This is a genomic window from Acetivibrio saccincola, from assembly GCF_002844395.1.
Classification (GTDB): domain Bacteria; phylum Bacillota; class Clostridia; order Acetivibrionales; family Acetivibrionaceae; genus Herbivorax; species Herbivorax saccincola.
This window is the reverse complement of record NZ_CP025197.1, coordinates 2,846,551-2,858,977: the sequence shown is the minus strand read 5'-3', so window position 1 is coordinate 2,858,977 and position 12,427 is coordinate 2,846,551. Positions and strand designations below refer to the sequence as shown.

Genomic DNA, 12,427 nt, shown 5'->3' with positions numbered 1-12,427 from the left:
TAGATAAAAATTAAAGACCCTTTTAAAATATATATCTGAATGAAAGATTTTAGATTATAATAGAATTGATTGACCATTGTTTAGACATAATTTTTCACCATGGTTATAATTATAATTAGAAAATTTAATTATGTCAATGAACAAAAAATTCATTAACGCAACATTATTTGAAAATTTGCCTGAGCTTTACATTTAAACATTTCATCAATACAAGGGTACTTTACAATAAGGTGTTAACATGTTATATTATTTGTAAACCAAAATTTAACACAAAAAGTGGGAACAAATAATCCGAAATACTTTGTTTTGTGAGTTTAAAAAGCATTTTCCCTAATTTTAAAAAAGTTAATAAGAAATATTTTGATATATAGCGGTACAGAAGCTAAAAAGGGGGAAAAACCATGGAAGTAAAAAGTGAAGAAAAACAAATGAAATATGTTATTGGAGATATTAATAAATTTGCAATTCAATATATCCTTATGCCAAACCCTTATGATGAAAGAGGAGTTATTGGTCAATCCTGGGGGAGGTTAGACCTATGGGTAAGCGGTAAAAATTTATGTCAATATAAAGTAGGAGATACCGTTAATGTGTACATATGGAATTTATTTTATGTCATTGAGTGGTTTTGTGAAAATTTGCATCATATATTAGGTTATGATCCATTTCCTCTGCCGGTAAAAGGGGAAAATACTTTAGAATTAATTCAAAAAGCCGATACTTTTGATATTGATGAAGAAGATGAGAATTATTTATGGCATCATGCAAAAAGAACTTGGATATTCAGGCATACATGGTTTCCTAATAGGGGTGGTTCACGGCTCCCTAGTGTTTACTTCAGAAGAGTTGGTGAAAACATAGAAATAGCGTGGAACAATAATTTTTACGAGAATAAAAGTATAGAATTTGTTCATTCCAAAGGAGTAGGGGTTATACCTAAAAAAGAATTTAAAGGAGTTGTTTTTGCATTTCTAAATAATATATTAGATGAATTAGATTTAAAAATTAGCGAAAGATTTCAGGAGGATAAGAAACAACTAATTGAGTTAAGGGAAAAGCTTAAATTACTTGAATGATTGCTACAATTATAAAATAATAAACCTTATGATAAATAAAATAAGCATTAATGTTAAACTGAATAAATATAAAAAATTTTAATCATATTGAAAGTTTATCTTGAAAGTTGTTATAACCTAAAATATAATAAAATTGTATTTGTATATTAAAGATTTTAATTTATCTTAAAAAAAAATTTACTAAAACAACTTAAAACATCATAAAAATAAATTTTACTAATTTAGTCAGGAAGAGAGGGAGAAAATGGCTTTAAGTGTTCAAAATTTAACAAAGAAATACGGTGAAAAAGTAGTAGTAGATAATCTCAGTTTTGAAATGAATAAGCCGGGGGTTTTTGCCTTACTTGGTACAAACGGGGCAGGAAAAACAACCACAATCCGTATTATACTTGGTATGCTTAGCTACAACAGCGGTAAAGTTTTATGGGATGGCAAACCTTTTGATGCCATTAATATGAGTGTTGGTTATCTGGCGGAGGAAAGGGGGCTATATCCGAAGTACTCACTTTTAGACCAGTTATTGTACTTTGCAAAGCTAAGAAATGTTCCAAAAAAAGAAGCAATAAAAAGAATTAAATATTGGTCAGAACGCCTTTTGGTGGAAGAATACGTTTTCCCGCCAAAAACAAGGAGGGGAAGAAATACTAAATCCAACCGCACAGAGCAGTTGTCAAAGGGAAATCAGCAGAAAATACAGTTAATGGCTGCACTCCTTGCGGATCCTCAATTTTTAATACTGGATGAACCATTGAGCGGTTTAGACCCTGTTAACACAGATCTTTTCAAACAAATAATAAGGGAAGAAATAGCCAAAGAAAAATATCTTATAATGTCTAGCCATCAAATGCCCACCATTGAAGAATTTTGTTCAGATATTGTTATATTGGACAGAGGCAAAACGGTGCTTCAGGGAAATTTAAACGAAATAAAGAAGGGCTATGGAAGGGTAAATTTATTTATAAAGGCGGATAAAGATATTAATGAGCATATATCTCAGCTTGGAATTAAAATACAAAACAAAACGCCAAGTGAATATCACTTAAAAGTTCAAAATGAGGAACAGGCTATGGCCTTGTTGTCTAAATTAATCGAAGAAAAAATTCCGGTAGTGAAATTTGAACTTCGTGAACCTTCACTACATGAAATTTTTGTTGAAAAGGTGGGGAATGTTCATGAAGATGAGTAATATATCAGGATGGAAAGACGTTTTTAATTTTACATTAGTGCAAACGTTAAAAAGCAAGGCTTTTATTATTGGTTATATTATTTTTGTTATATTTTCACTTTTAATTTTTCCGGTTATGAATTATGTATTAGACAAGGATACAGAAGACGGGGGTTTAATAAAAATAAAATCGGTACACGTATTTAATGAGACTGAAATAAAAAACATAGATTTTGATAAAATATCCAACCTTGAAAATGTAGTCAATGATTTAAAATTTATTCCTGAAGACAGGAACTATGAGGATGTATTAGAGGAAATTGAAACAGAAAAAGAACCTTCTGTGGCACTTAAAATCAGTAAAGACGAAGGGACATATATTCTGCATTTTACAAAGTCAACGGGTGGAATTGTTAAAAATGCTGAATTAGAGCTTTTGGGTAATGCCGTAAAAGAATCCTTTGAAAGGGCAATTATTGATTATGCAGATATTTCAGACGCTCAGCTTAAAGTTGTAAAATCACAGGTAACAAGCAGAATTTCTACAGTGGGTAAGGAAATAGATTCAGAAGGAAATGAAATTGTTGTGGAAGATACATCCATATCTTATAATGATTATTGGTTTTTGTACGGGGTAATATTTGCTTTACTAATGATAACTATTATGGCAAGTTCAAAAATTGCCACTTCAATTGTAATGGAAAAGTCTTCTAAGGTAATTGAGCAGCTTTTAATATCTGTAAAACCTTTAGCCATCGTTGTAGGAAAAACCCTTGCTACACTTGTTGCTGTACTGATACAGTTTATATCAATTATTGTACTGGCATTTGTATCCAATAAAATTACAAGCAATGCCATGAGTCAGCAAAACGGCAATGTCATTGAAAACTATATTAACCCTGAAATTGTTAACAATTTAGGAGTTGACAACATTTTGATATGTTTAATAATAATGGCTTTAGGAATTATTTTTTATTCTACCCTGGCAGCATTGGCAGGTTCTACGGCAAGCAGGGTAGAGGAGATGGGAGAGAGTTTATCACTTTTTACCATTGCAAGTTTAATTGGAGCCTATATTGGTATGGGGGCAGCCGGATCCCTTATGGGAATGGGGGATAATCCCTTTGTATATTTTGCCCTGATATTTCCCTTATCCTCCCCGTTTATTTTGCCGGGAGCGGTACTTCTTGGAAAAAGCTCCATTTTGATTACCATAATTTCAGTGATACTATTGATTATTTCTATAATACTGTTATTTAATTTTACCGCTAAAGTATATGAAACATTGATACTTCACACAGGAAACAGAATAAAAATCAAAGAATTATTTAAGATGGCAAAAAATTCAAAGGAGGGACAGATATAATGAAGAATAAGTTTAGAAAGTGGACAGATGTTTACAAATTTACCCTCCAGCAGGTTTTTAAGAAAAAAGGTTTTAAGGTGGTAACTGTTTTAGTTGCTTTTGGGATATTTGCAGTAGCTGTATTACTAAATATTTTATCCGCAAAACCCGAAAAAGATGTTGAACCTTCTTCCATTGAAAAGGTGTATGTTCTTGATGAAAGCGGATTTACAGAGACTGACTATTCAGCATATCTACAGGCTGTAGATGATATAAGGTTTAAACATATTAATTTTGAAAATGTTTCAAACCTTTCAAAGCAGCAGGCTATAGAAAAATATGAGGAAAATCCTGAAAATAATTTACTTGTTGTTGTGACAGCTAAAGATGAGGCTTTTGAAATGGAAGGGATTTTACTTGAAGAATCGAGTATATCTAAAAAAGAAGCCCAGTCCCTTTTAGAGGTGATGATTGGTGCATTTAACACAAACAAAATAATGCAGGTGGGCTTAACACAGGAGGAGCTTGCTATGGTCATGACTCCAATTGTGACTTTATACAGTGAAGTTGGGGAAGATACAAGTATTGTGGTTGTATTGCTTAAAACACTTGCACCTATGCTTTTTAGTCTTCTTTTATACTTTATGCTGTTATTGCACGGCTTGACAATAAGCAGGGAAGTTTCTACAGAGAAAACATCAAAATTAGTTGAAACATTAATAACAAAAGTACATCCATACGCTTTAATTACCGGAAAAGTATTGGCTGTTTCTTCTGCGGCTGTAATACAGGTTTTAGTGTGGTTTTTTGCACTGCTGACAGGAGTATTTGGAGGAAATGCAATAGCCCGCTCTGTTTATCCTGAGTACCAAAACTCTGTAATAGCTATTATTAAAATGCTCCGGGAAAGTATGGGTGAAATGGCATTTTCAATTCCAGCCCTTATATTAGCATTTATTATATTTTGTGTGGGATTTTTGTTTTTTTGTTTCCTGGCAGGCTTGGCAGGCTCTATGGTTTCAAAGTCAGAAGATGCGGCATCCATACAAAACTTATTTCAACTTCCTGTTGTAGTTAGCTGGTTAACTTGTTACATTGCCACCATTCAAGAGAAAGATAATATATTAGAAGTGGCAAGGTATATTCCCTTTACAGCACCCTTTAGTGCACCTATTGATTTGATTCTGGGTAAAATGGGACTTATAAATGGTTTGATTTCAGCCGGAGTATTGATTTTATTTTCCATTGGTGTAATTATACTGTCAGCAAAGATTTACAAAGGTCTCATTTTATACAGCGGACAAAAGATAAATTTAAGAACCATAATTGATACACTTAAAAACTAAAATACAATAAACTAAAAAGCTAATATACAATAAAGCTTAAAAAATAATAAACTAAAACTAAGGGGGCGGGCAAGTGGAGGTTTCAGATGTAAAAGAATTATGCGAAAGAATAAAGGCAAACATTTCTAAAGTAATAGTTGGGAAGGAAGATGTTATCCACCTTGTTTTGACAGCACTTTTATCTTCAGGGCATGTTTTACTTGAAGATGTCCCGGGGGTAGGAAAGACAATGCTGGCAAAATGCCTTGCAAAGTCCATAGACTGTAGCTTTAGCAGGATTCAGTTTACCCCTGACCTTCTGCCCTCTGACATTACCGGAATAAATTACTACAACCAAAAGGAATGTGAATTTGAATTCAGACCTGGTCCTGTTTTTACAAACATTTTGCTGGCAGATGAAATTAACAGGGCCACCCCAAGGACACAGTCAAGTTTATTAGAGTGTATGGAAGAGAAACAAGTTACAATTGACGGGGAAACAAAAAGTCTTTCTAAACCTTTCTTGGTTATTGCAACTCAAAACCCTGTTGAGATACAGGGGACTTTTCCACTACCGGAGGCACAGCTTGACCGCTTTCTTGTTAAACTGAAAATAGGTTATCCCTTAATCGAAGAGAGCAGAAAAATGCTGGACAGGTTTCAGGAGGGAAGTCCTTTTGAAACTATAGACTGTGTAGCAAATAAGGAGGAAATATTGGAGGCTCAAAACACAATTGACAAAATAAAAATAAGTGCAACAGTAAAGGATTATATAGTGGATATTGTTGAAGAGACAAGGAATTTTGAAAATATAACTTTAGGTGTAAGCCCTAGGGGCTGTATTGCACTTATGAAAGCTTCCCAGGCTTATGCAGCCTTAAAGGGCCGTGACTTTGTAACCCCTGATGATGTAAAATACATGGCGGTACCTGTACTGGCACATAGAATAATACTCAGAGGGTATGCAATGCAAGAAGAGACAAAAGCTTCAGAAACCGCCATATTACAAATTTTAGACAAGGTAAAGGTGCCTTTGGAAGATTTTTAAAAGGAGAATTCTATGGAAATTCTTGCTTTGATTATAATATTCTTAGCTGCAGTATATATTCAAGGTTTTTTATTAAATTTCTTTCTATTTCACAATCTTGAGTATTCCTGTAGTTTTAGTGTAGACAAAGCCACTGAAGGGGACAGTATTTTTCTTGAAGAAATAATATATAACAAAAAACCCATACCAATTTCATGGATAAAAGCTGAAATATATACTTCAAAATGGCTTGATTTTGCGGGAAAGGATGCTGTTATAGCACAGGAAAGCCGGTTTGTAACAAGCAACTTTTTTTTAAAAAGCTATCAAAAAACTACAAGGCGCTGGAATGTAAAATGCCTCAAAAGAGGGTATTATAAAATTGACAAAATAACCCTTGTGGGAGGGGATTTTTTAGGCTCCTTTTCTGAATCTTCTGATGTTATAGATGTTGAAGCTCAACTGTTGGTTTATCCGGCACCGGTGGTACTTGAACGGTGTTTTAGGCCGGCAAGCCGCATTATAGGGGATACCATAGTAAGAAGATGGATAAATGATGACCCCTTTATGTTTTCAGGGATTAGGGAATATATGCCAGGCGATGCTTTAAACCGTATTCATTGGAAGGCAACGGCAAGCAGGAATAGGCTTATGGTAAAAAAGAATGATTTTACGGCTAATTTAAAAACTGCTGTTGTTTTAAACATTCAGTCCCGTGACAGTGAACCGGATGAAGTTATAGATAAAGAATATATAGAATTTGGTATAAAAGTGGCTGCCACTGTATTTGACAAAGCGTTAAAAGAGAGTTTGCCATTAAGTTTTTCTACAAATGGAAGTATATTTAATGAAAAAAATCCTATAAACACCAAAGAGGCTGTAGGGTGGGAACATGTAAATGAGCTTTTAGGCATTCTTGCAAGACTTAAATTAAAAAAAGTTCAGGATTTTGAATATTTTATAAATGATATTTATAAAAATTATCAAAATACAGAAGTTATAATACTGACATCTTATCTTACTGAAAAAATATGTAATACCATTAGAAAAATAAAGGCAAGGAAAAATAACGTTTCTATAATACTTTTAAATGCTGTTGAAAGAGAAAATTTACCTGGTGATTTAGATGTTTACATTCCTTATTAGAAAGGAAAATGCATTATGGATATAAAAATAAGGGAAACCATACTTAAAATTATTTCAATAACAGCCATGTTTCTATGTGTTTATCCTATAACCAGCATTATGAGGTTTTTTTTATTTAAAAAAACCGGAGGGCTTTTGGATGCATTTTTTTATTTAGCTGTTATTTATGGCACATTTGCAGCGGTAAATTTTATAATGAGAAAAAACAACACTAAAAAAAATGCAATACTTGCACATTTGTTTTTGGTAATTCCCATATTAGTATCCCTAATGTATTATTTTCACTATGGGGCTTTCCATATGATATTTGGTACATTTACAGCGCTTATACTTTGCTTTTTTACGGTAAGGGCATATTTTAAAAAATATCATTATTTAGTAAGCGGAGTAAAAATATATATCGGTATAGTAATGGTTCTTTTGGCCTTGACTTTTTCCACATACCTTAATGATGTTAAACACCTTAAAACCCAATTTTATATTATAACATTTATATATACCTTATTTCTTCTTATTATAAAAAATCAAAGCAATTTAGACGGCATTTTTTCCAAAAGATTTGACAAAGCTTCCGGAATACCTGCTAAAATGAGAAGTTATAATGTGAGAAAAACAGTGGTGTTTTTCCTGATGGTATTGGTATTTTACTGTTTTAGGGATGTATTAGTAATGGGTTTAAGGGGTTTGGGAAATATATTGGCGTTAATAATTAAAACACTGTGGGGGTTTTTAAGCAAAATAATGGTAAAAATTCACAACTTATTTGATACAGGGGAAATGCATTTTCCCGGCCCTTCTGAAGAAGACTATGGTATTATTGAGGGCAGCGGCAAAAACATATTTGTAGATACAATATTTAATATAGCACTGTTTTTAATACTTACTTTTATCATTTACAAAATAATTACTGTATTTATTATTGGTGAACTTATTCCGTTTTTAAAGAATTTTTTAAAAAGCATTTATCAAAAACTTATAAATTTGTTTGATAAAACTGAATACAGAGAAGAGAAAACTTCCTACTACACAGACAGTATTGAGAGGGTTTTGCCCTCTGATGTTTCAAAAAAGAGCAAAGAAAAGAAAAAAATCCTAAGCATAAATAAGATGTTAAAAGATTTGGAAAAAATTCAAGACCCTAAAGAAAAAATTAAATATTTATATGGTTTTATTTTAAGATACATGAGCTTTAAGGGAATGGATATAAAAAAGTCATATACCACAGGGGAAATTTATAAAAGGGCTGAAAAAATTCCCCGGCTAAATAGACCTTTTGGGGAAATAACGTCAGTTTATGAAAGTGTAAAATATGGAGGTAAGATGCCAGAAGAAACCCAGGTGGATGAAGTCAGATACAGTACAATTGAAAGTGTTAAAATAATTAATAAGTCAAATTAAAAAAATCTGTAATTGCAGCTTTTAATATGTTGTGATATACTGTTTTTGCACTCTTTATATTAAAGTTTATTTTGAAATTAAATTGTTTAGGGTGGTAAAAAAATTGAAAGGATGAATTTGATGAAAAGCAAAAAAAGACTATTATTGATTACAGTTTTAGCTTTATTTTTTAGTTTAGTACTAGGAGGCTGCGGGGGAAAGCAAGAAATTAAGCAGGGTGATAATGTAGTAATAGCACAGGTTAACGGGGAAGATATTCTTTATAATGAGTTTTATGACATATATAACTATACATTAATATCTAAAGAAATTGACCCTGAAACAGAAGATGAAGAAGAATTGGCTTATATGAAAGAAATTAAAGAACAAATACTTGAAGATTTGATAACAAGAAAAGTTATGCAGCAAAAAATGGAAGCAGATGGCTATGAAATAACAGATGAAATTATGAAGGAAGCTGAAGACAGTTTTAACAGTATGATCGAAATGATTGGTTTGCAGATGCAGCTTCAGGCACAGTTTGGAGGGGACGAAGGCGCAGAAGAAAAGGATTACAAAAAAGAAGCTGAAGAATATGTTGCAGGAGAACTTGAACTTATGAATATGACAAAAGAAGATTATATAAAGAATATGGCAGAAGAAATTATGGCGAACAATTATTTTGAAGATTTAACAAAGGTTGTAGAGGCTTCGGAAGAAGAGATAAAAAGTTTTTATGATAAAGAACTGGAAATAAGCAAAACAGATGGAAACGGGGCAATTGATTTAATTAAGCCTGCTCAAACCAGAGTTAAACACATATTAATAAAAATAGCAGACGAAGATACAGGAGAGTATTTTAATTTATATACCGGTGGAAAATTTGATGAGGCTGAAAGTTTTCTTGAAGAAAAACTTGCTGAAATTAAACCGAAGGCAGAGGAAGTATTGGAAAAGGCCAAAAACGGTGAAGATTTTGAAGCTTTAATAGATGAGTATGGTGAAGACCCCGGTATGGAATCAGAAGAGTATAAAGACGGTTATCTTGTTGATGAAATGTCTAATTTTGAGCTTCCGTTTAAAGAAGCTTCACTGAAACTTGAAGAGGGTGAAATTTCAGACCTTGTGCCCACTGTGTATGGTTACCATATAATAAAGGCATATGAAAAAAGTGAAGAGAAAGTATATACTTTAGAAGAAAAAAGAGATGAAATAAAAGAACGTTTAGATAGGGAAAAGAAAAATGAGTTTGTTGAAAAAGAAATAGACAGATGGATGGAAGAAGCAGAAATAGTGAAATACATGGACAGAATTTAAATAAAAAACAAGCCTTTCAACTTTAAATAGGAGAAAGGCTTATTTTTTTGGTTCTTTTCTCTTAATTTTGTTTTTTTGAGGTCTTAATGTAATGTCATTTACAACTAAGTTTTTTGAAGCTGTAAGGGCGTACTCTAAAGTGTCTGCTATTTGTTCTTCTAACAGTACAGAGTCGTCATCATCTTCATCGTATATGAAATTTGAATTATCATAAAAATTGCTTTTAGTCATGTCTGGGTGTATTGTTGTAATTTTTACACCGGTTTTCCGTACTTCTTCAAAAAGGCTTGTATAAAAATGCGTAAGTCCGGCTTTAGAGGCACTGTAAGCACAGCCGTGGGTGCTTACCTTTTTTGCCGTTACAGAGGAAATGGAAATAATCATCCCTTTGTTTTTCTTTAGGGTTCTTAAAAGAAGATGGGTGAGGATTATTGGAACTTCTAAATTTGTACGTAGCATTGTTTGAATGTTTTTAACGTTTATTTCTTCATGGGGTCCGAAAAATCCTACTCCCGCATTGTTGACCAAAAGATGTATATTGGGTTCTTTTTTTTCTATGGATTTAATTGTTTCTATAAGTTTATCGGTATCTAATAAATCACATTCCACAGGAATAAAGTTTTCCATAGGGCTCTGAGGTGTCCTTGAAAGCCCGTATACTTTATAATCAAGGGAAAGAAGCCTTTTTAATAAAGCTTTACCTATTCCTTTTGAAGAACCTGTCAAAATTGCAGTTTTCATAGGTCAAAAATCCTTTCTTCATTTATATATTTTTTTAGTATTTCAAAATGCATTAATTTCTTTTCAGCCTGAAGTTTTTCAGGGTAAGTTATTACACTTCCCGTCTTGGAAAAATCCTCTAAAAACACGTTGGGGTATATCGGCTGTTTTATAATTCTTTTGTAAAATTCTTTGGATATTCTGAAAAAACCAAAGCCAATGTCAATTATTTTATCTGCATCAATATTGGAAAAAACATATTGGTAAAAGTTTTTATATGCACTGTCAAGTTCATTGTTTTCAGTGCTGATAAAAATGGGGTCTAAACATATCCTCGCCTTAAATCCCTTTTTTAGGGCTGCATTAATTGCTTTAATTCTGGCCTCTAAAGGAGGGGTGTTTTTTTCGTACTTTTCTATTATTTCTTTTGGTGAAAGGGTAAAGGCAATTATTAAATTGTCTAAAGGCTTATACTTTTCATAAAAGCTTTGGTTTCCGCTTTTAGTGCGTATTTCAACTATAAGATTTTTTTCCTCTTTAAAAAAATCGTAAAAATAATCCATATAAGGGATTATATTATGAAATCCAATTAAATCGGTGTCGTAAGACGCAGCCAGAAAAAGAGGTTCTTGCATGGCTTTAGAGGCTATTTCATTTTTAAAATCTTCTGTGTTGACAAAAGCCACTATATTTGCAGATGGGTACATTCCCTGCAGGTAGCAGTAGTCGCAGCTGAAAATACAGTTTAGCAAAAAGGAAGTATAATAAAAATTAGGGTGTCCAAAATCCTGGCATACCTCCGGCCCTTTGTACAAAAACGGTTTGTCCTTAACTGCAAGTATTAAAGATTGATTGTGTTTTTGAATGGAAAACAGCTGGTTGGTTCTGTTGAATACATCTTTGTAGTGCCTTATAGGTATTATTGTATGATGGGAGTATTTTTGAAGGACATATTGGGAAACAGGATATTTAAGTGCAGCTTCCTCCACATATATTGCATTAAATATATTCTTTTTTTTATCAGGTGCAGCCGGATTGGGTGCAGCAAAGTTTGGTGTATTTGAATTTTCGGTACCTGCATGTTTTTGTATACCGGTATTATTTAAGTTGTTGCTGTATTTTTTCAAAAATTCTCTTCCCTTCTAATTTAGAATTAACTTTTGTTTCTAAAAAAGGGTAAATTGTTTTACACACATCGATACCCTTGACTTTAGCCTGTACAGCATTTTTAAAAAGCATTTTTTCCATTGTTTTAGAAAATCTTAAATTTTGAGAAACTGTATCTATTAAGCTTATTTCATTTTCATCTAACCACATTCCTTTAAAGGAGTTATTTAAATATACTGCATTTTGAATAATTTTTTCAATTAACGGCATACTTTTTTTTATAAAGTTTTTTAGCTGAAATTTATCAAGCTTTTCAGGATTTAAATAGTCGGATATAATTTTTAAAAGTATTACCTGATGGGCATAATAAAATTTTTTGGAAGCTTCCATAATACCCGCCGACTCCATATCACAAAAAACTTCCTTTTCTTCCTGTACCATGTCCTGTGCCACAGGTCTTGAATAGCAGCAAAGACCGGCAAAAGGAATGTTTTCCTTAATAAAAACATCAGGGTAATAATCTATATTAGTATCCATGTCCGTTACTTTATTTACTGCTACCATGGTTCCAACACTGTATTTTCTGCTATTTGTACCGCAAAAGCCAATGTTTAACAATACATCTTGTAAAGTGGTTTGATGGGTTGATAAAAGGTATGTTACCGCCATGGCACTTTTAACTTTTCCCACACCGCTTATTATAAGTGTGATATCAGGATTTCTGTACACCGGGAAAAGGTGTATGTCCATATCTTTTTTTAAATTAAAATGTTCAATTAAAGGCTCTGCTTCTATTTTAAGTGCCGTCACAATAAAGACCAT

Annotated in this window: 11 protein-coding genes; 8 read left to right on the top strand and 3 right to left on the bottom strand. The window is 32.5% G+C overall.

Annotation, left to right across the window (positions count from 1 at the left end):
• Positions 1-401 precede the first annotated feature (401 nt).
• The 8 genes from HVS_RS12770 (at position 402) to HVS_RS12735 (ending at position 9,778) form a co-directional block, all read left to right on the top strand.
• On the top strand, positions 402-1,076 hold the full coding sequence (locus tag HVS_RS12770) for a DUF5984 family protein (RefSeq protein WP_101302976.1): 675 nt from the start codon (positions 402-404) through the stop codon (positions 1,074-1,076).
• A 244-nt stretch (positions 1,077-1,320) separates the two neighbouring features.
• On the top strand, positions 1,321-2,262 hold the full coding sequence (locus tag HVS_RS12765; RefSeq protein ID WP_101302974.1) for an ABC transporter ATP-binding protein: 942 nt from the start codon (positions 1,321-1,323) through the stop codon (positions 2,260-2,262).
• Entirely contained in the window at positions 2,249-3,607 is a 1,359-nt protein-coding gene (locus HVS_RS12760) for an ABC transporter permease (RefSeq protein ID WP_157942954.1), read from the top strand. Before HVS_RS12765 ends, HVS_RS12760 begins: the two co-directional genes overlap by 14 nt.
• Entirely contained in the window at positions 3,607-4,932 is a 1,326-nt protein-coding gene (locus HVS_RS12755) for an ABC transporter permease (protein ID WP_101302969.1), read from the top strand. The genes HVS_RS12760 and HVS_RS12755 overlap by 1 nt, the downstream gene beginning before the upstream one ends.
• A gap of 73 nt (positions 4,933-5,005) precedes the next feature.
• Positions 5,006-5,959, top strand: a complete 954-nt coding sequence (locus tag HVS_RS12750; RefSeq protein WP_101302967.1) for an AAA family ATPase — start codon at positions 5,006-5,008, stop codon at positions 5,957-5,959.
• Between the two features lie 12 nt (positions 5,960-5,971).
• Positions 5,972-7,084: a DUF58 domain-containing protein gene (locus HVS_RS12745; protein WP_101302965.1), complete on the top strand. Its 1,113-nt coding sequence runs from the start codon at positions 5,972-5,974 to the stop codon at positions 7,082-7,084.
• A 15-nt stretch (positions 7,085-7,099) separates the two neighbouring features.
• On the top strand, positions 7,100-8,482 hold the full coding sequence (locus HVS_RS12740) for a hypothetical protein (RefSeq protein WP_101302962.1): 1,383 nt from the start codon (positions 7,100-7,102) through the stop codon (positions 8,480-8,482).
• A gap of 120 nt (positions 8,483-8,602) precedes the next feature.
• Positions 8,603-9,778 (top strand): peptidylprolyl isomerase, encoded by a 1,176-nt coding sequence (locus HVS_RS12735; protein ID WP_159063457.1) that lies wholly within the window; start codon positions 8,603-8,605, stop codon positions 9,776-9,778.
• Between the two features lie 39 nt (positions 9,779-9,817).
• Here the strand turns inward: HVS_RS12735 and HVS_RS12730 are convergent, their stop codons facing one another.
• The 3 genes from HVS_RS12730 to HVS_RS12720 are packed head-to-tail and all read right to left on the bottom strand — an operon-like array spanning position 9,818 to position 12,427.
• Positions 9,818-10,519: an SDR family oxidoreductase gene (locus HVS_RS12730; protein WP_101302958.1), complete on the bottom strand. Its 702-nt coding sequence runs from the start codon at positions 10,517-10,519 to the stop codon at positions 9,818-9,820.
• Complete coding sequence (locus HVS_RS12725) at positions 10,516-11,625, bottom strand: SPL family radical SAM protein (RefSeq protein ID WP_235827435.1); 1,110 nt, start codon at positions 11,623-11,625, stop codon at positions 10,516-10,518. Before HVS_RS12725 ends, HVS_RS12730 begins: the two co-directional genes overlap by 4 nt.
• Positions 11,597-12,427 (bottom strand): 5'-methylthioadenosine/S-adenosylhomocysteine nucleosidase family protein, encoded by an 831-nt coding sequence (locus tag HVS_RS12720; protein WP_101302956.1) that lies wholly within the window; start codon positions 12,425-12,427, stop codon positions 11,597-11,599. Before HVS_RS12720 ends, HVS_RS12725 begins: the two co-directional genes overlap by 29 nt.

Bases quoted from the DNA above. Each gene is read 5' to 3' on its own strand.
- HVS_RS12720 (WP_101302956.1), bottom strand. From the start codon at position 12,427: ATGGTCTTTATTGTGACGGCACTTAAAATAGAAGCAGAGCCTTTAATT.
- HVS_RS12760 (WP_157942954.1), top strand. From the start codon at position 2,249: ATGAAGATGAGTAATATATCAGGATGGAAAGACGTTTTTAATTTTACA.
- HVS_RS12740 (WP_101302962.1), top strand. From the start codon at position 7,100: ATGGATATAAAAATAAGGGAAACCATACTTAAAATTATTTCAATAACA.
- HVS_RS12765 (WP_101302974.1), top strand. From the start codon at position 1,321: ATGGCTTTAAGTGTTCAAAATTTAACAAAGAAATACGGTGAAAAAGTA.
- HVS_RS12745 (WP_101302965.1), top strand. From the start codon at position 5,972: ATGGAAATTCTTGCTTTGATTATAATATTCTTAGCTGCAGTATATATT.
- HVS_RS12770 (WP_101302976.1), top strand. From the start codon at position 402: ATGGAAGTAAAAAGTGAAGAAAAACAAATGAAATATGTTATTGGAGAT.
- HVS_RS12755 (WP_101302969.1), top strand. From the start codon at position 3,607: ATGAAGAATAAGTTTAGAAAGTGGACAGATGTTTACAAATTTACCCTC.
- HVS_RS12730 (WP_101302958.1), bottom strand. From the start codon at position 10,519: ATGAAAACTGCAATTTTGACAGGTTCTTCAAAAGGAATAGGTAAAGCT.
- HVS_RS12735 (WP_159063457.1), top strand. From the start codon at position 8,603: ATGAAAAGCAAAAAAAGACTATTATTGATTACAGTTTTAGCTTTATTT.